Source organism: Aquihabitans sp. G128 (genome assembly GCF_019048865.1).
GTDB lineage: Bacteria > Actinomycetota > Acidimicrobiia > Acidimicrobiales > Iamiaceae > Aquihabitans.
In genome coordinates this window covers 2,777,223-2,798,187 of sequence record NZ_CP077604.1, presented here as the reverse complement: position 1 = coordinate 2,798,187, position 20,965 = coordinate 2,777,223, and the positions used below count along the sequence as shown (strand labels likewise).

Below are 20,965 nucleotides of genomic sequence, written 5' to 3'. Positions count from 1 at the left end.
AGATCCGGCGCACGGCGGCGCCGTTCGTGCCAACCTCCGGGCCATGGCCACCGAGCAGCCCGCCAGCACGCCCGTCGACCACCTGCAGGAGGCGTGGGCCGAGCTCACCGGCGAGGGCGGGCCGTTCGCCATGGTGGAGGCCGAGGTGCTGGGCCTGCCCATGCGGGTCTTCGCGTCGGCGCCGCCGTCGATGCGCAGCATCTGGGAGCTGGCCCAGGGCTACGCGGATCGCACCTACCTCGTGTACGAGGACGAGCACCTGACCTACGCCGAGGTCGGCGCCCAGGTGCGGGCGCTCGCCCACCACCTGCGCGACGTGCACGGCGTCGGCCGGGGCGACCGGGTGGCGCTGGCCATGCGCAACTACCCCGAGTGGGTGGTGGGCTACTGGGCCATCGTCTCGATCGGCGCCGCGGTGGTGGGCATGAACGCCTGGTGGACCACGCCGGAGATGGCCCACGGCCTCAGTGACTCCCAGCCCAAGGTGCTCATCGCCGACGCCGAGCGGCTCGAGCGGGCCCTGCCGATCCTCTCGGAGCTGCGCGCCGCCGGCCCGCTGCCGGTGATCGCCGTCCGCTTCGAGGACGACCTCCCCGACGACGCCGTCCACTGGGCCGACGTGGTCACCAACGCCGCGGCCGACGCTCCCGCCGAGCTGCCGCCGGCCGACATCGACCCCGACGACGACGCCACCATCTTCTACACGTCGGGCACCACCGGCTTCCCGAAGGGCGCTCAGCTCACCCACCGCGGCTCGGTGCACAACATCCTGCACCTCGTCTTCTGGACCTCGGTCAGCGGCCTGGCGGCGGCCAAGGACGGCGTCGAGCCGAGTGCCAAGCCGGCGCCCGAGCAGCTGGTGTTCATGGGGTCGACGCCGCTGTTCCACGTCACCGCGTGCAACTGCCTGCTGCACCCCGCCACCCTGGCCGGCGGGCGGGTGGTGCTCCTGCGCAAGTGGGACGCCGGCCGGGCCCTCGAGCTGATCGAGCGGGAGGGCGTCACGAACTTCTCCGGCGTGCCCACCATGAGCCGTGAGCTGCTGGCCCACCCCGACTGGGCCACCCGCGACACCTCGACGCTCACCGGCATGGCCGGCGGCGGTGCCCCGGTGCCGCCGGACCTGGTGGGCAAGATCGACGACGCCCTGCCCGAGGGCGCCCCGTCCACCGGCTACGGCCTCACCGAGACCAGCGGCATCATCACCGCCAACGCCTCGCGCTACTACCTGGCCAAGCCATCGTCGTGCGGGCCGGTGGTGCCCACCCTCGACGCCAAGCTCATCGACGAGGCGGGCGACGACCTGGCCCCGGGCCCCGACGTGCTGGGCCAGCTCTGCGTGCGAGGGCCCATCGTGATCAAGGGCTACCTGAACCGGCCCGAGGCCACCGCCGAGGCCATCCGCGACGGCTGGTTCGAGACCGGTGACATCGCCCGCATCGACGAGGACGGCTTCGTGACCATCGTCGACCGGGCCAAGGACATGGTCCTGCGCGGCGGCGAGAACGTCTACTGCTCCGAGGTCGAGGCGGCCATCTACGACCACCCCGACGTCGCCGAGGCCGCGGTCTTCGGCATCCCCGACGACCGCCTCGGCGAGTCGGTGGCCGCCGTCGTGGTCCTGGCCCCCGGGGCATCGCTCGACCAGGACGCGCTGCGCGCCTTCCTGGCCGACCGCATCGCCACCTACAAGGTCCCGACCTCGCTCTGGTTCCGCTCGGACCCCCTCCCTCGCAACGCCACCGGCAAGTTCCTCAAGAAGGACCTCCGGGCCGCGGTGCTCGCCGACGAGCCCGCCGACGCCTGACGCGGCGCGAACCGGGCCTTCGGCTCAGCGGTCCGGTGGGGGCAGGCGACGGAGGTCGGTCCAGCCGGTCCAGCCGCGTGCTTCGAGCAGCTGGAGGAGGCGGCGGGCGATCGGGACCGCTTCGAGGAAGACCTCGTCGAGCAGGGCGACCAGCTCATCGTCGAGGGTGAGCTCGACCGTGGGCCGGCCGTCGTCGGTCGCGTGCTCCTCGTGCTCGAACATCCGCACGAGGCGGTCGACGAGCGCCGGCAGCCGCGGGTCGTCCAGGGGCCAGGCGGAGGCCTCGACCAGCTCGAAGTACATGGCGACCACCGCCGGGTCCTCGATCTGCGTGCGCTTGAGCGCCATGAGGTCCGACATGTGCTCGGGCATCTGCGCCGCCACCAGGATCCAGGCGTCGCGCTCCATCTCGATCGCCAGCTCCGGCACGCCCAGCTCGCGGAGGCGTCGGAGGTAGGCGACCGCGTCGTCGGGCAGGGCGAGGTGGTCGCCGGCCGCCAGCCGGGCGACGCGCACCCGGGCCTCCCGGCGCTCCCGGATCTCCCGGCGCAGCCGTTCGTCGATCTCGCCGATGGCCGCCGCGAAGGCGTCGTCGTCGGCCGAGAGCAGCTCCTGCACCCGCGACAGGGGCACGCCGGCGTCGGCCAGCGTGCGGATGCGGATCAGCTCCACCACCGCCGCGGCGTCGTAGCGCCGGTAGCCCGAGGCGTCGCGCCGGGGCTCCGGCAGCAGGCCCTTGGCGTGGTAGTGCCGGACCGCCCGCACGGTCACGCCGGCGGAGGCGGCGAGCTGGCTGATCGTCAGCATGGTCGCGTGCCCTCCATGGGCCCAGTGTCGTCGGTGGTCATGCCAGGCGGCGGCGGTAGGTCCGCGCGGCGAGGACGTGGGCGGCGACGAGGAGGCCGACGCACCAGGCGAGCGTGCTCCACAGCTCGGACCCGACCGGTTCGGCGGCGTAGAGGTCCCGGAGCGTGTCGACGATGGCGGTGACGGGCTGGTGCTCGGCGAACCACCGCACCGGTCCGGCCATGCCGGCGGTCGGCACGAACGCCGAGCTGAGGAAGGGCAGGAACAGCAGGGGGTAGGCGAAGGCGCCGGCGCCGTCGGGGGTGGTGGCGGCCAGGCCGGCGCTCACCGCCAGCCACGTCAGGGCGAGGGTGAACAGCAGCACGATCCCGAGCACGGCCAGCCAGGCGAGCGGGCCCGCCGGCGACCGGAACCCGATGGCCACCGCGACCAGCACGACCAGGACCAGCGAGACCAGGTTGGCGATCACCGACGTCACCACGTGGCCCCAGAGGACCGCCGAGCGGGCGATGGGCATCGACTGGAAGCGCTCGAAGATGCCGCTGGAGACGTCGGTGTGGATCCGCAGCGCGGTGTAGGCGACGCCCGAGGCCACGGTGATCAGGAGGATCCCGGGCAGGAGGTAGTTCACGTAGCGCACGCCCCCGGTGTCGACGGAGCCGCCGAACACGTACACGAAGACCAGCAGCATCGCGATCGGGGTGATCGCGGTCGTGATGATGGTGTCCGGGCTGCGGAGCACGTGGCGCAGCGAGCGCCCGAGCAGGGTCGTGGTGTCACGGAGCAGGTGGTCGGTCATCGGGCGCTCCTCAGGCTTCCGCGCCCACGAGGGCCAGGAACACGTCTTCCAGGCTCGGCTCCTTGCGCACCCACTCGACCTCGGCCGGCGGGAGCAGCGCCTTGAGCTCGGCCGACGTGCCGTCCACCAGGATCCGGCCGCCGTGGAGGATGGCGATCCGGTCGGCGAGCTGCTCGGCCTCCTCGAGGTGCTGGGTGGTGAGCAGCACGGTGGTGCCGCCCTGGGCCAGCTCCCGCACCGCGCTCCACACCTCCAAGCGGGCCTGGGGGTCGAGGCCGGTGGTCGGCTCGTCGAGGAACACCACCGGCGGATCGCCGATGAGGCTCATGGCGAGGTCGAGGCGGCGGCGCATGCCTCCCGAGTAGGTCCCGGCGCGGCGGTCGCCGGCGTCGGTGAGCGAGAAGCGGTCGAGCAGCGCGGTGGCGATGTCGTGCGGGTCGTCGAGGTGCCGGAGCCGGGCGACGAGGACCAGGTTCTCGCGCCCGGTCAGGACGGGGTCGACGGCGGCGAACTGCCCGGTGAGGCTCATCGATGCCCGCACCTCGGCGGCCTGCGAGGCGACGTCGTGGCCCGCCACCCGGGCGCCCCCGCCGTCGGCGCGCAGGAGCGTCGAGAGGATCCGGACGAGCGTGGTCTTGCCGGCGCCGTTGGAGCCGAGGAGGGCGAAGACGGTGCCTGGCGCGACCGCCAGGTCGACGCCTCGCAGCACCTCGAGGTCGCCGAAGGACTTCGTCAGCCCCTCGACCTGGATGGCTGGTGTGGTGGTGGTCATGGGCCCAGCATGAGGGGTTGACCTCGCGTCAAGGTCAAGCGGTTCGCGGCCGGGCCGCCCGGACCCGTAGTCAGCGGGCGTCGCTGTGCCGGTCGACGGGCCCAGCCGCTAGAAACGGACAGGTGACCGAGCCCGACGTCGTCGCCCGCATCCGGCCCCGCCGGACGATCACCGGGATGTCGGCGGTGCTGGTGCCCTACACCGCCGAGGGCGCCATCGACTGGAAGGCGGTCGAGGCCCACGTCGAGCGCACGGTGGCCGCCGGGCTCACCCCGGCGGTGAACATGGACACCGGCTACGTGCAGCTGCTGGCCGAGGCCGACAAGGAGCGGGTGCTCGACGTGGCCGCCGCGGTCACCGGCGGCGACTTCGTGGCCGGCGCCTACGTGGCCGATGAGCCGGGTGACCCGAGCGCCCCGCTCGACCTCGACGGCTACCACCGGGCGGCGGCGGCCATCACCCGGCGGGGCGGCACGCCGGTGGTGTTCCCCTCCCACGGCCTGACCGGCGTCAGCGAGGAGGGCTGGATCGACGCCCTCACCGCCATCGGCGCCGAGGTCCCGCAGTTCATCGGCTTCGAGCTGGGCACGATGTTCGTGCCCTACGGGCGCATCGTGTCGATCGACGCCTACGCCGCCATGCTCGCCATCCCGCAGTGCATCGGCGCCAAGCACTCGTCGCTCAGCCGCCAGCTCGAGTGGGACCGCCTCGCCGTGCGAGACGCGGTGCGGCCCGACTTCCTGGTGCTCACCGGCAACGACCTGGCGATCGACATGGTCATGTACGGCTCGGACTACCTGCTCGGGCTGTCGACCTTCGCCCCCGAGGCGTTCGCGGCGCGTGACCGCATGTGGGCCGCCGGCGACCCCGGCTTCTACGAGCTCAACGACCTGCTCCAGCACCTGGGCCAGCTCACGTTCCGCCGCCCGGTGCCCGGCTACCGCCACGACGCCGCCATGTGGTTCGAGCTGCGGGGCTGGTCCTCCAGCGACGTCACCCCGCCCGGCGCGCCGCGGCGGCCCGACAGCGATCGAGCCCTGCTGGTCGACGTGCTCGAGCGGTTGGAGGCCTGGTCGTGAGCGAGCGCCACACCCAGGTCAAGCGGCTCACCACGCCCGAGGCGTTCCGGGACCACGTCGCCTCGCTCGGCGTCGAGATCCCGTTCGACGACGTGGTCGACCCCGCAGGGGTGCTCTCGACGCCCACCTCGTTCACCGACGGCCAGGCCGGGACCCTGACCGCCGTCAACCGCTTCGCCGTGCTGCCCATGGAGGGCTGGGACGGCACCACCGACGGGCGGCCCACCGACCTGGTCCGCCGCCGGTGGAGCCGGTTCGCCGCCAGCGGCGCCGGGATCGTGTGGGGCGAGGCCACCGCGGTGCGCCCCGACGGGCGGGCCAACCCCAACCAGCTGGTGATGGGCGAGCGCTCGGTCGACGAGATCGCCGCGCTGCGTGCCTCGCTGGCTCCCGGCCAGGTGGCGGGCCTGCAGCTCACCCACTCCGGCCGCTACGCCCGCCCGGTCCAGGCCCCCGAGCCCCGCACGGCCTACCAGCACCCGGTGCTCGACGCTCGCGTCGGCGCCGGGCCGCACACCGTGTTCACCGACGACGAGCTCGACGAGCTGGTGGAGCAGTACGTGGCCGCTGCGGTCCTGACCGCCCAGGCCGGCTTCGAGTTCGTCGACGTGAAGCACTGCCACGGCTACTTCCTCCACGAGCTGCTCAGCGGCCACGACCGCCCCGGCCCCTACGGCGGCGACCTCGCCGGCCGCACCCACTTCCTGTGCTCGGTGGTGGCCGGCATCCGGGACCGTGCCCCGGGCCTGGCCGTGGCCGTGCGGCTCTCGGCGTTCGACCTCATGCCGTTCACCGCCGGCGAGGGCGGCACCGGCGTGCCCGACGGCGAGGGCCCCTACCGGCACGCGTTCGGCGGCGACGGCACCGGCCTGGGCATCGACCTCACCGAGGTGCACCAGCTCTTCGCCGTGTTCGAGGAGCTGGGCATCGGCTTGGTCAGCACCACCGCCGGCAGCCCGTACTACAACCCCCACGTCCAGCGGCCGGCCTACTTCCCGCCGTCCGACGGCTACCGCCCCCCGGAGGACCCCCTCGTCGGCGTGGCCCGCCAGCTGGCCGTCACCGCCGAGCTGGCCGCCGCCCACCCCGAGGTCACCGTGATCGGCTCGGGCTACTCGTACCTCCAGGACTGGCTGCCCAACGTGGGCCAGGCCGTGGTGGCCGGAGGTGGCGCTGCCATGGTGGGCCTCGGCCGCATGGTGCTCTCGTACCCCGAGCTGCCGCTGGACGTCCTGGCCGGTCGCTCGGTCGACCGGGGCCTGATCTGCCGCACGTTCAGCGACTGCACCACGGCGCCGCGCAACGGCCTGGTGTCGGGCTGCTTCCCGATCGACCCCTTCTACAAGGACCACCCGCAGCGGGTGGAGCTGACCAAGGCCAAGCAGGCGGCCAAGGCCCGCCTGCGCTGACCGTCGGTCGGGGTCGGTGCGGCCCGGTGGGGGTCGCAACCCGAATAGATCGCAGTACGATCTTTCTCTGTGTCGATGACGAGCAACCTGGCCAACTCGAAGCAGGCGCTGTGGGAGGTGTGGGAGCGGCCGACCACGCGGCTGCTGTCCATCGTCGTGGTCACCGGCCTCGCCGGCGGCCTGGTCGGTGCGGCCTACCTCGGCCTGCTGAAGCTCGTGCAGCACGGCCTCTGGCCCACCCACTGGTCGCTGGCCGCGCACCTGGTCGTCCTCGTCGTGGTCGGTGCGGTGGTGGCCGGGCTCACCCGGTGGCTCGGGAGCCCGTCCGACGTCGAGCTGCTCGTCGACGACATCCACGTGCTCGGCGGGGCCGAGGACCTGCGCTCGCTCCGCTCGCTCGTCCCCGTCTCGCTGCTCTGCGTCGGTGCCGGCGGTGCGCTGGGCCCGGAAGCGCCGCTGGTCACCGCCACCGGCTCGCTCGGGTCGTGGATCGGCACCCGGGCCCGGCTCGAGCGCGACGACCTGCGGGTGGTGAGCATCGCCGGCATGGCCGCCGGCTTCACCGTCCTGTTCGGGGCCCCGCTGGGCTCGGCACTCTTCGCCCTGGAGATCCTGCACCGCCGCGGCCTCGAGTACTACGAGGCCCTCCTCCCCGCCGTGATCGGCTCCCTGTGCGGCTACGTGGTCTACGCCGCCGCCACCGGCGTCGGCCTCGAGCCGGTCTTCCGCTTCCCGACGACCACCGAGGTGCACCTGGCCGACCTGGGCTACGGCGTGGGGGCCGGCGTCGTCGGCGCCCTGGTGGCCGCCGCCTTCACGTACCTGTGCGTCGGCTTGAAGCGGGTGGTCGGGCGGGTGCCCGTCGATGCCCGCCCGGTGCTGGGCGGCCTCGCCCTCGGCGGCCTGGCGTTCGCCACGCCCTACGCCCTGACCAACGGCGAGGTGCAGGTCGAGCACCTCACCGGCGTGCGGGTGGCGGCGGCCACGCTGCTGCTCGCCGCCGGCATGAAGCTGGTGGCCTCGGCCGTCACCCTGGTGACCGGCTGGAAGGGCGGCTTCATCATCCCGCTGTTCTTCATCGGCTTCTGCCTGGCCCAGGCCGCCGCCCCCCACCTGCCGGGCGCCGACCGGTGGGTGCTGGCCGCCGGGCTGATGGTGGCGTGCAACGTCGGCGTGACCAAGACGCCCATCGGTTCCACGCTGGTGGTCACCGAGATGGCCGGCCTGGCCCTGCTCCCGTCGGTGCTGGTGGCGGCGGTGGTCAGCCTGGCGCTCACCTCGAGCGTCGGGCTGATCGACAGCCAGCGCCAGCGCCTCACCGGTGACGAGGAGCCAGGATCCACCTCGTGACCTCGCCGCTCTCCGACGCCGACTACCGCTCGCTGGCCCGGTTCCGCCACGCCCTCCGGCTGTTCCAGCGCTTCAGCGAGGACGCCGCCCGGGCCGCCGGGCTCACCCCGGCCCAGCACCAGCTGCTGCTGGCCGTGCGGGGCCACGACGGCGACGGCCCGCCCTCGGTCACCGAGGTGGCGGAGCGCCTCCAGCTCAAGCTCCACTCCGCCGGCGAGCTGGTGGCTCGGGCCGAGGCCAACGGCCTGCTGGCGCGCACCGCCGACCCCGACGACGCCCGCCGGACCCTCCTCGCCCTCACGCCCGACGGCGGGGCCAAGCTGGCCGAGCTCTCCCAGCAGCACCGCACCGAGCTGCGCCGCTTCCGGCGCGAGATGAACGACGTGCTCCGCGAGCTCGACGAGCCGTAGCCGGCCTCAGGGCGCGCCGGTCTGGCCCCGGGCGGGGGACGGGGTCAGGCGCGGGTGGTGGTGCGGGCTGCGGGCGGGTCGGCGCCGGTGAGGGTCTCGGGGTCGAAGCCGGTGGGCCAGGGCTCGTCGGGCTCGGTCCAGCCGGGGGTGCCGTAGACCAGCTCGCCGTCACCCTCGTCGCCATGGTCGTGGTCGTCTGCAGGCGGGTCGGGTTCGAGCGGTGGGAGGAGCCGTGGGGCGGGTCGGGAGCCGTTGGGGTTGAACGTGACCGCGGACCGGTCGAGCCGTTCCCCGAGGGGGTGGACGTAGGTGCCGGGCTCGACCCCGACCGCACGCGCCGCCTCGGCCGGGTGGTGGCCGGGTCGCGGCCGGATGGGGGTGCCGCAGGGGTCGAGGACGTGGCCCCACCGGTCGCGGACCTCGAAGGCGCCGGGCTCACCGGCGGGTGTGTCGGCGTTGCCGGTGATGGCCAGGACGCCGAGGTGGTGCTGTCGGTGGTGGGCTCGGCACAAGCAGACCAGGTTTGCGGTGTCGGTGCCGCCGCCGTCCTCCCAGTGCTCGATGTGGTGGATCTCGGTGCCGACGCGCCGTCCGCAGCCGGGCACCCGGCAGCCGCCGTCGCGGTGCTCGACCAGGCGGCGCAGCTTGCGGCCGGGGACCCGTCGGGCCCGCCCGACGCTCAACGGGGTGCCGTGGCGCTCCCACACCGGGGTCAGCTCGCAGGAGCAGGTCAACAGCCGGCGCAGCGTGGACGGCAGCACCGGTCCCTGGTGCAGCGACAGGTTCCCCCCCAGCAGTCCCGTCGGGGGCGGCTTCGAGGTGGAGCAGCACCTGGAACCGGCCCGACCCCGGGTGTGCGGCCTCGCCGGCTCGCAGGAACCCCTCGGCGGCGCCGACCAGGGCGTCGGCGAACGACACCGTCGCCGGGCGTCCACCCTCGGGGGTGGCGGCGCGCTCCTGGTCCCACAGCTGGTCCCGCGCCACCGCGAGGGCCTGTTCGACGACGGCGCCCTCATCGGCGGGGAGCCGGGCGTGCAGCCACCAGCCGTCGTCGTCGGTGCCGGTCGACACCGACCGCTGCGCGGCGGCCCGCTTGGCCTTCGCCCGGGCTGCTTCGGTGTCGGGGTCGTAGGTGTAGCCGCGGAGGCACTTCCGGAGCTGCTGGAGCGTGGCGGCCTTGGCGAACTCGGTGATCGACGCCTCGTAGGCGGCCGGCGCCCCCTTGGCGATCGCCACCACCGCATCGACGCACAGCTCGCCAGCCGCCAGCGCCGCGACCGCGCACGGCAGCTCCTCGCGCCGCTCCGCGACGCGGACCAGGCCCTCGGCCCGGGCCGGGGAGAGCCCGGTCTGCCACGCCAACCAGTGCGACGCCGACTGGATGCCCCACCCGTTCCACAGCTCCCCGTCGAGCGCCTCACCCACCAGCTCCACCAAGCGCCCGTAGCAGGCGTTGGTCACCCCCATCAGCTCCGCCACCGCGGTCTGCACCCCCGCCACCGCCGCCTCGAACCCGTCCTGGTCCCCCACGAAGGCATCACGAGCCGGGTCGGCGGTGGCGTGGTCCATGGGTGACCTCTTCTCGCAGCATCGAACGTGTGTTCGGCACGCTAGCCACCTCTGCCGGCCCCGGCAACCCCTTTCCGCCCTCTTCGAACGGGAGGCGCGGGCGATCGGGACCGCTCGGCTCACCTCGGAGTTGTGGAGCGCGGCCCGCCAACCTCTAAAGTCGACCTACCTACTCACCTTTAGGGACTACATGGCCAATGAGCAGGCGGACGAGGTGACCTCGCCCGCATCGGAACGCACGACGCAGCCGGCGGCCCCGCCGGCCGAGCGTCGCACGCCGCGCCGGCGGGCGTCGCTGCTCATCGACGACCTGCCCACCGATCGCGGCAGCAAGCTGCGACGCCTCGGGCTGCGCCTGGTGTCGATCGCCATCTTCTTCGTGGCCTGGTGGGTGGTCACCCGCTTCGAGCTGATCGACCCGAAGTTCATCCCGAAGCCCGGGCTGGTCTGGGACCGCTTCCAGCAGAGCATCCACACCGAGACCAAGGGCACCGCCGACTTCCCGATCGTGAAGGACGGCATCCAGAACTACTTCCTCTGGCAGCACTGGTGGGCGTCCATGCAGCGCCTGCTGTGGGGCCTGCTCTGGTCGGTCGTGATCGGCGTGCCGTTCGGCCTGCTGCTCTCGACGGTGCGCTGGTTCCGGCTCCTCTTCGAGCCGTACCTCGACTTCCTGCGGGCCCTGCCGCCGCTGGCGTACTTCAGCCTGCTGATCCTGTGGTTCGGCATCGGCGACACCTCCAAGATCTGGCTGCTGTTCCTGGCCGGCCTGGCGCCCATCGCCCTGTCGATCGTGTCGGGCACCCGGGGCATCCCCCGCGATCGGGTGCTGGCCGCCCAGGCGCTGGGCGCGTCTCGCCTGCAGACCATCCGCCACCTCGTGCTGCCGTCGGTGCTGCCGGACTTCTTCAACGGCCTGCGCCTCGCGGTGGGCTTCATCCTCACCACCATCGTCGCCGCCGAGACCACCGCCGGCCTGCCCGGCATCGGCGGCCTCGCCTGGGTCTCCAAGAAGACCGGCAACGGCGACACCGTCATCCTCTGCATCTTCGTGATCGGCGCCACGGCCCTCGTGCTGGACGGCCTCGTGAAGGCGCTCGACCGCAAGCTCGTCCCCTGGCGGGGCCGTGGCTGAGCGGCAGTCCCCGACGACCCCGAGCCGTCGGTCCACCCCTGGCGCCACCGGGCGCCGGGACGCTCCCCGGGAGGGAACCCCATGACCACCAACCGACTCCGGCGCCCGCTCGCCGCCGTCGCCGTCTTCGTCGCCCTCACCGCGCTGGTGGCGGGCTGCGGTTCCAGCGACAGCGACGGTGGCAAGGCGTCCGACACCACCACCAAGGACGCGTCGGGCGGCGCGACCAAGGCCATCGACGCACCGGACAAGATCACCATCGCCTACCAGGCCATCCCCAACGGCGACCTCATCGTCAAGCAGCAGAAGCTGCTCGAGAAGGCCCTGCCCGACACCAAGATCGACTGGAAGCTGTTCGACTCGGGCGGCGCGGTGAACGAGGCCGTCACCTCCGGCGACATCGACTTCGGCCTGGCCGGCTCGAGCCCCGTCTCGCGTGGCCTCTCGCAGGCGATCCCCTACAAGGTCGTGTGGATCCACGACGTCATCGGTGACGCCGAGTCGCTGGCCGTGAGGTCCGACATCACGTCGATCAAGGACCTGGTGGGCAAGACCATCGCCACCCCGTTCGCCTCCACCGCGCACTACAGCCTGCTCGCCGCGCTCAACGACGCCGGCGTCGACCCCACCAAGGTCAACATCATCGACTCCGAGCCCGACGACATCTACGCCGCCTGGTCCGCCGGGGACATCGATGGCGCCTACGTGTGGAACCCGAACCTGGCCAAGATCAAGGCCGACGGTGGCAAGGTCCTCATCACCTCGGCCGAGCTGGCCGAGAAGGGCGACACCACCTACGACCTCGGTGTCGTGGCCACCAAGTTCGCCGACCAGTACCCCGACGTCGTCAACGCCTGGGTCAAGGCCCAGGACAAGGCCGTGAAGCTCCTCAACGACGATCCCGACACCGCGGCGGAGATCATCGGCGCCGAGCTCGAGATCGACACCAAGGACGCCAAGGACCAGATCGGCGACCTCATCTTCGTGAGCGCCAAGGACCAGGCCGGGACCGACTACCTCGGCGGCGCCCTGGCGACCAACCTCGAGAAGGCCGCCAAGTTCAACCAGGAGCAGGGCGAGATCGAGAAGGTCGCCGACGCCAAGGCCTACGTGGACGGCGTCGACGCCGGCCCCGCCAAGGCCGCCGGGTGACCTTGTCCCTCGGACGCCGCTCCGGCGCCGACCGCACGCCGCCACCCGGGCCCGCCCGGGTGGCGGTGGCGGCCGTCGGCCACGAGTTCGCCTCCGACCGCGGGCGTGCGCGCCCTCGACCGGGTCGACCTCACCATCGAGCCCGGGGAGTTCGTGTCCCTCGCCGGCCCGTCCGGCTGCGGCAAGACCACCCTGCTCAAGATCCTGGCCGGCTTCACCGACCCGTCCGAGGGCACCGTCCACGTCGGCGACGACGAGGTGCTCGGGCCCGACCCCTCGCGGGGCGTGGTGTTCCAGCAGGCCAACCTGTTCCCCTGGCTCAGCGTGCGGGCCAACGTCGAGTTCGGCCCCCGCATGGCGGGCGCCTCCAAGGCGCAGCGCCGGGCCCGGTCCGACGAGCTCCTCGCCCTCGTGGGCCTCGAGGACTTCGGCGACCACCGCCCCTACGAGCTCTCCGGCGGCATGCAGCAGCGCGCCCAGATCGCCCGCGTGCTCGCCACCGAGCCCGCGCTCCTGCTCATGGACGAGCCGTTCGGCGCGCTCGACGCCCTCACCCGGCTCCGCCTCCAGAACGAGCTGCGCCGCCTGTGGCTGGAGACGGGCACCACCGTGCTGTTCATCACCCACAGCGTCGACGAAGCCGCCTTCCTCGGTTCGCGGGTGCTGGTGATGAGCCCCCGCCCCGGCCGCATCACCTTCGACGAGCCGACGCCGTACGGCCGCTCGGCGGACCTGCCCGCCGACCCGCGCAGCACCCCGGAGTTCATCGCCTACCGCGACCGCGTCGGCGCGGCCATCCACGCCTGATCCCCCCCCGAGAGGACCCACCCCATGGCACTCGACCTGCACTGGTTCCTGCCCACCGCCGGCGACAGCCGCGACGTCGTCGGCTTCGGCCCCACGGTCTCGCGCCGCGACCCGGACCTCGACTACCTGACCCAGGTGGCCAAGGTGGCCGAGAAGGTGGGGTTCGACGCCGTCCTCACGCCCACCGGCACGTTCTGCGAGGACGCCTGGCTCACCACCGCCGCGCTGATCGCCGCCACCGAGCGGCTGCGCTTCCTGGTGGCGTTCCGGCCCGGGCTGATCTCACCGACCCTGGCCGCCCAGCAGGCGGCCACCTTCCAGCGGCTCAGCGCCGGGCGGCTGCTGCTCAACATCGTCACCGGCGGCAGCGCCGTCGAGCAGCGGCGCTTCGGCGACCACCTCGACCACGACCAGCGCTACGACCGCTGCGACGAGTTCCTCACCGTGCTCAAGGGCGCCTGGACCGGCAAGCCGTTCACGTTCACCGGCGACCATTTCCAGGTGGAGGACGCCCTCGTGGCCCGGGCGCCCGACCCGCAGCCGGCGATCTTCTTCGGCGGCTCCTCCGATGCCGGCAAGCGGGTGGCCGCCCGCCACGCCGACGTCTGGCTGATGTGGGGCGAGCCGCCCGAGTCGGCCGCCGCCGAGCTGGCGTCGGTCAAGGCCCAGGCCGCGGCGCTGGGCCGCGACGTGAAGTTCGGCATCCGCCTGCACACGATCACCCGCGACACGTCGGAGGCGGCGTGGACCGAGGCCGACCGCCTGCTCGCCGCCATGCCGCCCGAGGTGGTGGCCCGCTCGCAGGAGCTGGTGGCCGGCACCAGCGACTCCATCGGCCAAGCCCGCATGACCGCCCTGCACGGCGGCGACCGGGACAAGCTGGTGATCTCGCCCAACCTGTGGGCCGGCTTCGGCCTGGTGCGCGGCGGCGCCGGCACCGCCCTGGTGGGCAGCCACGAGGAGGTCGCCGAGCGGCTGGCCGAGTACCACGAGATCGGCTTCGACCACGTCATCCTGTCCGGCCAGCCCCACGTCGAAGAGGCGTACTGGTTCGGCGAGGGCGTGATCCCGAAGCTGCGGGCCGCCGGCATCGCCGCCGAGCCCGGCCAGCCCATCCCGATCGCCGGACCCGCCCCCGAGTCCGAGCCCCGCACCCTGGAGCCGGCACGGTGAGCGACCGGCGCGTGGTGGCCGTGAACGGCAGCCCCTCGCACCCGTCGCGCTCGCGCTCGCTGGCGGAGCTGGCCCTCGGGCTGCTCGGCGGCGGCGACGTCGTCGACCTCGCCGAGCTCGATCCCGGCGCCCTGCTGGCGCTGCGCAGCGACGCGCGGGTCGACGCCGCTCGCGACCAGGTGGCCGCAGCCGAGGTGCTGGTGGTGGCCACGCCGGTGTACCGGGCCACGTACACGGCGCTGACCAAGACGATCTTCGACCTGCTGCCCCAAGGTGCCCTCGCCGGCACCGTCACCATCCCGATCGCCACCGGCTACGTGGCCGACCACCGCCTGGCCATCGACCACGGCCTCCGCCCGTTGATCGCCAGCCTCGACGGGTGGACCACCCCCACCGGCGTGTACGCCACCAAGGCCGACATCGCCGATGATGGCACGGTGGCCGACCACGTGCGCGACGCCGTCGCCGCCGCGGTGGCCGAGGCCCGGGCGCTCGCCGAGGTGCTCTCCCGCCCCCCGGGCTGAGCGCAGGGCTACGTTCCGGGCCATGGCTCCGGACCCCACCGCCGACGCGCCCGCACGGCGGCCCAACGTCGTCCTCATCAACTGCGACGACCTCGGCTACGGCGACCTCGGCTGCTACGGCTCGACGCGGAACCAGACGCCGGCGCTCGACGCCCTGGCCGCCGAGGGCCTGCGGTTCGACAGCTTCTACATGGCGTCGCCGGTCTGCTCGCCGTCGCGCGGTGCGCTGCTGACCGGGTGCTACCCGCCCCGCATCGGCTTCGGGTCCTTCGACGGGCTGCCCGTCCTGTTCCCGGGCCAGGGCCTCGGCCTGCCGCCCAGCGAGATCAGCCTCGGTGCGCTGCTGGGCTCGGCGGGCTACCGCACGCAGATGATCGGCAAGTGGCACTGCGGCGACCAGCCCGCCTTCCTCCCCACCAACCACGGCTTCGACCACTACCTCGGCCTGCCGTACTCGAACGACATGGGCCGCCAGGCGCCCATGGCCGAGGGGCCGTTCGCACCGCCGCCCGGCGCCGAGCCGCGCTACCTCCCGCCGCTGCCGCTGCTGCTCGACCACGACGTCATCGAGCAGCAGCCGGACCAGGCCTCGCTCACCGAGCGCTACGTCACCGAGGCCGTGCGCTTCCTCCGCGACTGCGGCGACGATCCCTTCTTCCTGTACCTGGCCCACCTGTACGTCCACGTGCCGATCTACGTGCAGGAGCGCTTCGCCCGGCAGTCGGCGAACGGGCCCTACGGCGCGGCGGTGGCGTCCATCGACTGGGCCACGGCGGTGCTGGTGCACGAGCTCCGCTCGCTGGGCCTCGAGGACGACACCATCGTGATCTTCACCAGCGACAACGGGTCGCGCGGCATCGACGGCGGATCGAACCAGCCGCTGCGGGGCGCCAAGACCACCACGTGGGAGGGCGGCATGCGGGTGCCGTGCATCGTGCGCTGGCCCGGCCACGTGGCCCCGGGCCGCACCACCGACGAGGTGGCCACCGCCATGGACCTGTACCCCACGCTGGCCGCAGCGTGCGGTGCGACGCTGCCCGACGATCGCACCATCGACGGCTGCGACATCACCGCGCTGCTGGAGGACCCCGAGGCCACCTCACCGCACGAGGCGTTCCTCTACTACTGGATGGACGACCTCGAGGCGGTGCGGGTGGGCCGTTGGAAGCTGCACCTGGCCAAGCACGGCAGCGTCCGACGCGAGCTGTACGACCTCGAGGAAGACCCGGGCGAGGCCCACGACGTGCTCGCCGCGCACCCCGACGTCGAGGCGGCGATCGAGGTCCACGTCGAGGCGGCCCGCCGCTCGCTGGGCGATGCCCGCACCGGCCGCGCGGGTGAGGACCGGCGGCCCGTGGGGCGGGTGCCCGACCCGGTGCCGCTCACCACCTACGACCCGGAGCACCCCTACTACCTCGCCGAGTACGACCTCACCGACCGAGGCTGATCGAACGGAGCCACCAGCGTCAGAGGCCGGGAACGAAGTGGAGCTCGCCCTCTACCCCCGGCGGCGGATCCGGAGGGAGGGCGAGCTCCACGTGCATCATGTCGGCAACCGGCACCACGCGCCAGTCGGGGGCCGCACGCATCGGCGGAAAACGACGGCCGGCGTGGCCGCAGCCCCGAAGGGCCACGACCACGCCGGCCGGTCACCGTGGTCGCTGTCCGGACAGGTCAGCAACCGGGGGACGGATCAGGACGGGCTGGCCGCCATGTCGGTGGAGCCGAACGTGTCCGGCACCGGGTACTCGCCGAGCACGAAGTTCAGGACGGCGACGTGCTGCATGTCGATGGGCTGGATCGAAGCGGCGAGCTTGATCGCACCCTCGTCGCTGAGCGTGGGGATGGCCGAGAGGTAGGTCGCCGCAGCGATCTGCTCGAGCATCAGTGCCAGCTTGGCGGCGCCACCGACGTCCTTGACCTTGCCGAAGGCGTCGTTGACCGTCTTCTCGAGGTCGGCGGGCGGGTCGGAGACCTCGTCCTCGCCGGCGCCCTTGAGGACCTCGTTCCACTTGTCCAGAGCAGACTGGTGCTGCTTCTGGGCGGTGGTGACGAACTCGGCCACGGCCGGGGGGACGTCGCCGAGGCTGCCCTTGCCGGCAGCGTCGAGCGCCGCACCGTAGGTGTTGACGGCGAGGACCTCGAGGCTGGCGGCGAAGGCCGCGACCTTGAGGTCGCCGCCGCCGCCACTGGCGGGAGCGGTGGTGGTGGAGCCGCCGTCGGCGGCGGTGGTGGTCGACTTGTCAGCGGTGGTGGCGGTGCCGCCATCGCTGTCGCTGTCGCTGCCGCAGGCGGCGAGGAACGCCGCTGCGCCGAGTGCCCCAGCAGCGCCGAGGAAGCCCCGGCGGCCGAGCACCTTGTTGTGGAGCCCCTTGGGCTCCTCGGTGATGGTGGTGTCGTTCATGGTCTCGTTGCTCACTTGACCGCTCCTTCTTCGGGCGGGCTGGCCATGTCAGTGGCCTGGAAGGGTTCGGGGAAGCTCACGCTGCCGGCCGCGGCCGGGAGCTTGGCGACGTCGGTGGGGATGGCGATGAGCGCCGCCCCGGCGTCGCCGCCGGAGAGCAGGGCGCCGACGGCCCGGAGCACGGCCAGGTGCTGGGCTTCGACGCCCATCACGCTGCCCATGAGGGCCTTGGTGTCCTTGTCCTCGAGGAGGGCCATGTTGGCCACGTAGGTCTCGGTGGCGACCTGCTCGAGGGTGGCGGCCAGGTCGACCACCTTGGGGGCATCGGTCAGGCTCGGGAGCGCATCGGAGACCACCTTGTTGTACTTGGCGTTCGCCTCCTTCTGCTCCTTGCCACCGAGCTGCTTGGCCATGGCGTTGAACGCATCGCCGTGCTCGCCGTGCTGCTTCATCGTCATCTCGGCGAAGGCCACGACGACCTTGTTGCCGTTCTTGATGAAGTCCAGGCCGAGGGCCGCCTTGTAGGTGGCGACGGCCAGGTTCTCGAGCGAGGCGGCGGTCTGCAGGATCTGCACGTCCACCCCGCCGTCCTGAGCGCTGGCCGGAGCGGCCAGGAGCCCGGCGAGCGCCGTGCCGAAGGTGCCGACGATGGCGCCACGGGCGGCGAAGGCGCCGAGGCCCATGCCGCCGTTCTTGATGGCGTCGCGGCGGCCGACGTTGAAGCGGTTCAGCGCATCCAGGTCGACGCCGTTCTTGCGGCGCTCTTCGCGGATGTCGGCGAGGCCGCTCATCTGCCCGTTCATGTCACGCAGAGCGTCGCTCTGCAGGTCTTGGGATTCCACGATCAGCTCGCGGAGGCCCCTCTCATCGACGGTCATCGGTTCCTTCTCCAAGGGTTGCTTGCGGAGTGCGGGGCGGAGGTGCTCCGTCCCCACCGGGTGGTGGGTGCGCAACGGACTCCGATCAGCCACCAGTTGGGACGGGTCCGTCACCGGTGGTGCGTGCTGTGTCCGGGGCGACGTACCCCTCCGGATGAGAGCGGGGTCCCCCCCAAAAAGGGGGATGTCCCCCGTTCGGGCTGCCGTGACCCCGGTCCCATCCAGGTGACCCTCCCGGTCCGTACCCCTGTGCATATGACCGCCCCAGGCATGAAGCAGCCATGACCAGGACCCACCGCATCTCCGTCCAGGAGCGCAGCGGCCTGTTCGGCCAGGCGCTCCTCCAGGCGGTGCAGGCCGACCCCCGGTACGAGGCGTGTGAGGCCGATGGCGGTGCCGATGTCGTGGTGGTGTGCAGCAACACCTTCGGGTCGGGCCTCGAGGACGCGTTGGCCCAGGCCCGCAGCTGCGCACCCGGGGCGCGGGTGCTCGCCGTGGTGGGGGACCTCGACCACGCGCTGGCCGACCTGCTGCTCGCCACCGGTGCCGACGTGGTGGTGTGCGCGACCGTGCCGCTGCCCACCTTCCTCGACGCCCTCGAGCCCGGTGCCGCTGAGCGCCACCTGCCCGAGACGGCCCACGACGATCGGGCCTCGGCCGCCGCTCGCGAGGCCGGCCTGACGCCGCGGCAGTACGAGGTGCTCCAGCTCCTCGGCGCCGGCGTGCCCGCCCAGCAGATCTCCCGCCAGCTCCAGATCGCGGTGGCCACCACCCGCGACCACATCAAGGCCCTGCACCGCGCCTTCGACTGCAACTCCTCGCTCCAGCTCGTGATCGTGGCCGCCCGTCGCGGCCTGCTCCCGGCCCTGCAGCGGCCCACCGCCTGAGCGCTCCCGTCCTCCGGCCCGTCGCGCCGGCCCCCCAAACGCGATGGTTCCCCGGCACAGGTGCTGGCTGGGGAGTAGGAACCTCCTCAGCGCCGCACCCCAGGAGATGTCCCATGATCGGTCCCTCGGAGCTCAACGGCCTCCCCATCCACCCGTTGATCGTCCACGTCCCCGTGGTCTTCGTGCCCGTCGCCCTGCTCGGCGCCATCGCCGCGCTGGCCCGGCCGAGGTGGCGTTCGTGGCTGCTGCCGCTCGTGGCCGGGGCCACCGGCGCCTCCGTCATCGCCGTCCAGCTGGCGATCGGATCGGGACGCGAGCTCGAGGACACGCTGGGGGAGAGCGACTTCATCGAGCGCCACGAGCACCTCGCGCTGCAGACGCGGCCGATGGTCATCGTGTTCTTCCTCCTCGCCGCAGCGGCGCTCTACGTCGACCGCCGGCAGGCCAAGGTCGACGGCGAGAGCGGCGGCGGCGACCTCCAGGCCCGCCTCGCCAAGGCCGCCCTGCCCCTGGCGGTGCTCCTCGTGCTGTCCGGCGGGCTGGCCACCACCTGGGTGGCGCGCACCGGCGACGCCGGCTCGAAGGCCACCTGGGAGGGCCAGATCGGCTACTCCAAGCTGCCGGCCGGCGGCGGGGGCGACGAGGACAGCAGCGGCAAGGGCTCGGGCGACGACACGAGCTCGGGCGACGATTCGAGCGGCAAGGGCTCGAGCGACGACAAGGGCTCGGGCGACGCCAAGGGCGGCGACCAGAAGGTCGACATCGCCGACTTCGCCTTCGGGCCCAAGGAGATCTCGATCAAGGTGGGCGACACCATCACCTGGACGAACGAGGACAGCGCCATGCACGACGCGAAGAGCACCGACGGCCCCACCGAGTTCGACACCAAGGACCTCGGCAAGGGCGACTCCGACTCGGTGACCTTCGACAAGGCCGGCACCTACGAGTACGAGTGCCACTTCCACACCTACATGAAGGGCCGGGTGATGGTCGGCAGCTGATCGCCGACCCACCTGACCTCCGGCGCCTGCGGCCCGCCCTCCGGGGCGGGCCGTGCCGCGCCCGGCCTCAGTCGAGCAGGGCGATGCTGCCGGTGGCGGACCCCGAGCTGGAGCTGCCGCCGACGGCGTCGTGGTACGCCTGGTTGTCGATGGTCACGTAGCCCTGGTTCAGGTTGACCTGGCCGCCGCTGACCACCGTCCAGGACGTGAGGCCCCGCCCGGAGGTGCCGGTCTCGAAGCCGGTGTTCTTGAGGTACACCCCACCGGCCAAGGTGACGTTGGCGTTGAAGCGGCTCGGGACGCCGGGGTCGCCGGAGGTCGGGTCGGCCACGATCGAGAGGCCGGCGTAGGGGCCGGTGGTCGGTGCCGAGAGGTTCACCGTGCCGCCGTTGAAGTTGAAGTTGCCGATGGCGCTGGAGCCGTTGCACTTCGCCTCGCACGCCAGCACCAGCGTCACGCCGGTGCCCTGGAGGGTCCCGCCGTTCACGTTGAAGCCGTTGCGGAAGTAGTAGGTGCCCGGGGCCAGCGTGACGGTGCCGCTGTTGATCGTCACGCTCTGCCGGTAGATCCGGTTGGGCTGCAGCGGGATCGAGCCCGGCAGGTTGATGTTGCTGTCGTCGACGACGAGCCCCGTGTAGTCGACCGTCACCGCAGCGAAGGGGTTCGGCACCGCGCTGGCCAACTTCGTGTAGGTGCAGCGCGAGCAGTTGCCGCCGTTCTGGAGCTGGTTGAACCACCCGATGGGCAGCGGGCTGACGGAGTTGATGCCGTCGGGGGCCAGGTTGTGGGCCTGCACCGCGCCGTTGGTGACGGTGATGGTGGGCCCGCCGCCCAGCTTGAGGGTGTTGTTCGGCCCGATCTGGCACAGCCCGCACGGGCCCGCCGTGGCCGTGGTGCTGTTGCCGAGCACCTTGCCGGCGCGGGCGGCGGCGTCCACCTCGAGCCCGCTCGTGCGGCCGATGGACCGGGCGAAGAAGATCGGCTGGATGCGCAGGGGGGACG

Annotated in this window: 20 protein-coding genes and 2 pseudogenes; 13 read left to right on the top strand and 9 right to left on the bottom strand. The window is 72.7% G+C overall.

The genetic code is table 11. From position 1 onward, the window contains the following. Positions 1 to 43 precede the first annotated feature (43 nt). The gene (locus KSP35_RS13405) at positions 44 to 1,807 is read left to right on the top strand and encodes a class I adenylate-forming enzyme family protein (RefSeq protein WP_216996200.1); all 1,764 of its coding nucleotides are present in this window, start codon (positions 44 to 46) and stop codon (positions 1,805 to 1,807) included. A 24-nt stretch (positions 1,808 to 1,831) separates the two neighbouring features. Here the strand turns inward: KSP35_RS13405 and KSP35_RS13400 are convergent, their stop codons facing one another. From KSP35_RS13400 to KSP35_RS13390, 3 genes are read right to left on the bottom strand one after another with little or no spacing between them, the layout of a single operon-like run. Further along, positions 1,832 to 2,614: a MerR family transcriptional regulator gene (locus tag KSP35_RS13400; protein WP_216996198.1), complete on the bottom strand. Its 783-nt coding sequence runs from the start codon at positions 2,612 to 2,614 to the stop codon at positions 1,832 to 1,834. Positions 2,615 to 2,651: 37 nt separating this feature from the next. Then, positions 2,652 to 3,413, bottom strand: coding sequence for an ABC transporter permease (locus tag KSP35_RS13395; RefSeq protein ID WP_216996195.1), 762 nt, complete (start codon positions 3,411 to 3,413; stop codon positions 2,652 to 2,654). Positions 3,414 to 3,423: 10 nt separating this feature from the next. Further along, entirely contained in the window at positions 3,424 to 4,185 is a 762-nt protein-coding gene (locus KSP35_RS13390) for an ABC transporter ATP-binding protein (protein ID WP_216996193.1), read from the bottom strand. A 122-nt stretch (positions 4,186 to 4,307) separates the two neighbouring features. Between KSP35_RS13390 and KSP35_RS13385 the strand changes: the two genes are divergently transcribed. From KSP35_RS13385 to KSP35_RS13370, 4 genes are all read left to right on the top strand, one after another. Further along, the gene (locus tag KSP35_RS13385) at positions 4,308 to 5,264 is read left to right on the top strand and encodes a dihydrodipicolinate synthase family protein (protein ID WP_216996191.1); all 957 of its coding nucleotides are present in this window, start codon (positions 4,308 to 4,310) and stop codon (positions 5,262 to 5,264) included. Beyond that, on the top strand, positions 5,261 to 6,673 hold the full coding sequence (locus KSP35_RS13380; protein ID WP_216996189.1) for an NADH:flavin oxidoreductase: 1,413 nt from the start codon (positions 5,261 to 5,263) through the stop codon (positions 6,671 to 6,673). The genes KSP35_RS13385 and KSP35_RS13380 overlap by 4 nt, the downstream gene beginning before the upstream one ends. 75 nt (positions 6,674 to 6,748) lie before the next feature. Next, the gene (locus tag KSP35_RS13375; RefSeq protein ID WP_254127224.1) at positions 6,749 to 8,023 is read left to right on the top strand and encodes a chloride channel protein; all 1,275 of its coding nucleotides are present in this window, start codon (positions 6,749 to 6,751) and stop codon (positions 8,021 to 8,023) included. Continuing rightward, a complete protein-coding gene (locus KSP35_RS13370; RefSeq protein WP_216996185.1) occupies positions 8,020 to 8,433 on the top strand; it encodes a MarR family winged helix-turn-helix transcriptional regulator in 414 nt (137 codons plus the stop codon). The genes KSP35_RS13375 and KSP35_RS13370 overlap by 4 nt, the downstream gene beginning before the upstream one ends. A 44-nt stretch (positions 8,434 to 8,477) precedes the next feature. On the opposite strand, the gene KSP35_RS13365 is transcribed toward KSP35_RS13370, so the two are convergent. The 3 genes and pseudogenes from KSP35_RS13365 to KSP35_RS25945 all read right to left on the bottom strand — a co-directional run. Beyond that, positions 8,478 to 8,945, bottom strand: coding sequence for a hypothetical protein (locus KSP35_RS13365; RefSeq protein ID WP_254126757.1), 468 nt, complete (start codon positions 8,943 to 8,945; stop codon positions 8,478 to 8,480). Between the two features lie 24 nt (positions 8,946 to 8,969). Further along, positions 8,970 to 9,038: pseudogene (locus KSP35_RS25950) on the bottom strand (hypothetical protein); the annotation flags it as partial. A 169-nt stretch (positions 9,039 to 9,207) separates the two neighbouring features. Further along, positions 9,208 to 9,900: pseudogene (locus tag KSP35_RS25945) on the bottom strand (DUF222 domain-containing protein); the annotation flags it as partial. A gap of 292 nt (positions 9,901 to 10,192) precedes the next feature. On the opposite strand from KSP35_RS25945, the gene KSP35_RS13360 reads away from it, so the two are divergent. The 6 genes from KSP35_RS13360 to KSP35_RS13335 all read left to right on the top strand — a co-directional run bounded on the left by KSP35_RS13360 (position 10,193) and on the right by KSP35_RS13335 (position 16,240). Next, positions 10,193 to 11,137 (top strand): ABC transporter permease, encoded by a 945-nt coding sequence (locus KSP35_RS13360; protein WP_216996181.1) that lies wholly within the window; start codon positions 10,193 to 10,195, stop codon positions 11,135 to 11,137. Between the two features lie 81 nt (positions 11,138 to 11,218). Beyond that, complete coding sequence (locus KSP35_RS13355; protein ID WP_216996180.1) at positions 11,219 to 12,289, top strand: ABC transporter substrate-binding protein; 1,071 nt, start codon at positions 11,219 to 11,221, stop codon at positions 12,287 to 12,289. A gap of 105 nt (positions 12,290 to 12,394) precedes the next feature. Further along, complete coding sequence (locus KSP35_RS13350; protein ID WP_216996178.1) at positions 12,395 to 13,096, top strand: ABC transporter ATP-binding protein; 702 nt, start codon at positions 12,395 to 12,397, stop codon at positions 13,094 to 13,096. Between the two features lie 24 nt (positions 13,097 to 13,120). After that, positions 13,121 to 14,269 carry an LLM class flavin-dependent oxidoreductase gene (locus KSP35_RS13345; protein WP_216996176.1) on the top strand — a complete coding sequence of 383 codons (1,149 nt, stop codon included), beginning with the start codon at positions 13,121 to 13,123 and terminating at the stop codon, positions 14,267 to 14,269. Next, entirely contained in the window at positions 14,266 to 14,793 is a 528-nt protein-coding gene (locus KSP35_RS13340; protein ID WP_216996173.1) for an NAD(P)H-dependent oxidoreductase, read from the top strand. The genes KSP35_RS13345 and KSP35_RS13340 overlap by 4 nt, the downstream gene beginning before the upstream one ends. Before the next feature lie 22 nt (positions 14,794 to 14,815). After that, the gene (locus KSP35_RS13335) at positions 14,816 to 16,240 is read left to right on the top strand and encodes a sulfatase (RefSeq protein ID WP_216996171.1); all 1,425 of its coding nucleotides are present in this window, start codon (positions 14,816 to 14,818) and stop codon (positions 16,238 to 16,240) included. A gap of 246 nt (positions 16,241 to 16,486) precedes the next feature. Here KSP35_RS13335 and KSP35_RS13330 read toward each other — a convergent pair whose 3' ends face one another. Continuing rightward, a complete protein-coding gene (locus KSP35_RS13330) occupies positions 16,487 to 17,212 on the bottom strand; it encodes a ferritin-like domain-containing protein (RefSeq protein WP_216996170.1) in 726 nt (241 codons plus the stop codon). Beyond that, positions 17,209 to 18,075 (bottom strand): ferritin-like domain-containing protein, encoded by an 867-nt coding sequence (locus tag KSP35_RS13325; protein ID WP_216996169.1) that lies wholly within the window; start codon positions 18,073 to 18,075, stop codon positions 17,209 to 17,211. The genes KSP35_RS13330 and KSP35_RS13325 overlap by 4 nt, the downstream gene beginning before the upstream one ends. A gap of 281 nt (positions 18,076 to 18,356) precedes the next feature. Between KSP35_RS13325 and KSP35_RS13320 the strand changes: the two genes are divergently transcribed. Together KSP35_RS13320 and KSP35_RS13315 are read left to right on the top strand one after the other, a co-directional pair. Further along, a complete protein-coding gene (locus KSP35_RS13320) occupies positions 18,357 to 18,962 on the top strand; it encodes a LuxR C-terminal-related transcriptional regulator (protein WP_216996168.1) in 606 nt (201 codons plus the stop codon). A 113-nt stretch (positions 18,963 to 19,075) separates the two neighbouring features. Beyond that, positions 19,076 to 19,963, top strand: coding sequence for a cupredoxin family copper-binding protein (locus KSP35_RS13315; protein WP_216996167.1), 888 nt, complete (start codon positions 19,076 to 19,078; stop codon positions 19,961 to 19,963). Between the two features lie 67 nt (positions 19,964 to 20,030). Here KSP35_RS13315 and KSP35_RS24425 read toward each other — a convergent pair whose 3' ends face one another. Beyond that, positions 20,031 to 20,900, bottom strand: a complete 870-nt coding sequence (locus tag KSP35_RS24425) for a hypothetical protein (RefSeq protein WP_254126755.1) — start codon at positions 20,898 to 20,900, stop codon at positions 20,031 to 20,033. Positions 20,901 to 20,965: the final 65 nt, after the last annotated feature.

What these genes read in the sequence shown, in the direction of transcription:
- KSP35_RS13390 (WP_216996193.1), bottom strand. Translation starts at nt 4,185, where the DNA reads ATGACCACCACCACACCAGCCATCCAGGTCGAGGGGCTGACGAAGTCC.
- KSP35_RS13405 (WP_216996200.1), top strand. Translation starts at nt 44, where the DNA reads ATGGCCACCGAGCAGCCCGCCAGCACGCCCGTCGACCACCTGCAGGAG.
- KSP35_RS13315 (WP_216996167.1), top strand. Translation starts at nt 19,076, where the DNA reads ATGATCGGTCCCTCGGAGCTCAACGGCCTCCCCATCCACCCGTTGATC.
- KSP35_RS13325 (WP_216996169.1), bottom strand. Translation starts at nt 18,075, where the DNA reads ATGACCGTCGATGAGAGGGGCCTCCGCGAGCTGATCGTGGAATCCCAA.
- KSP35_RS13335 (WP_216996171.1), top strand. Translation starts at nt 14,816, where the DNA reads ATGGCTCCGGACCCCACCGCCGACGCGCCCGCACGGCGGCCCAACGTC.
- KSP35_RS13360 (WP_216996181.1), top strand. Translation starts at nt 10,193, where the DNA reads ATGGCCAATGAGCAGGCGGACGAGGTGACCTCGCCCGCATCGGAACGC.
- KSP35_RS13345 (WP_216996176.1), top strand. Translation starts at nt 13,121, where the DNA reads ATGGCACTCGACCTGCACTGGTTCCTGCCCACCGCCGGCGACAGCCGC.
- KSP35_RS13395 (WP_216996195.1), bottom strand. Translation starts at nt 3,413, where the DNA reads ATGACCGACCACCTGCTCCGTGACACCACGACCCTGCTCGGGCGCTCG.
- KSP35_RS13400 (WP_216996198.1), bottom strand. Translation starts at nt 2,614, where the DNA reads ATGCTGACGATCAGCCAGCTCGCCGCCTCCGCCGGCGTGACCGTGCGG.
- KSP35_RS13320 (WP_216996168.1), top strand. Translation starts at nt 18,357, where the DNA reads ATGACCAGGACCCACCGCATCTCCGTCCAGGAGCGCAGCGGCCTGTTC.
- KSP35_RS13375 (WP_254127224.1), top strand. Translation starts at nt 6,749, where the DNA reads ATGACGAGCAACCTGGCCAACTCGAAGCAGGCGCTGTGGGAGGTGTGG.
- KSP35_RS13355 (WP_216996180.1), top strand. Translation starts at nt 11,219, where the DNA reads ATGACCACCAACCGACTCCGGCGCCCGCTCGCCGCCGTCGCCGTCTTC.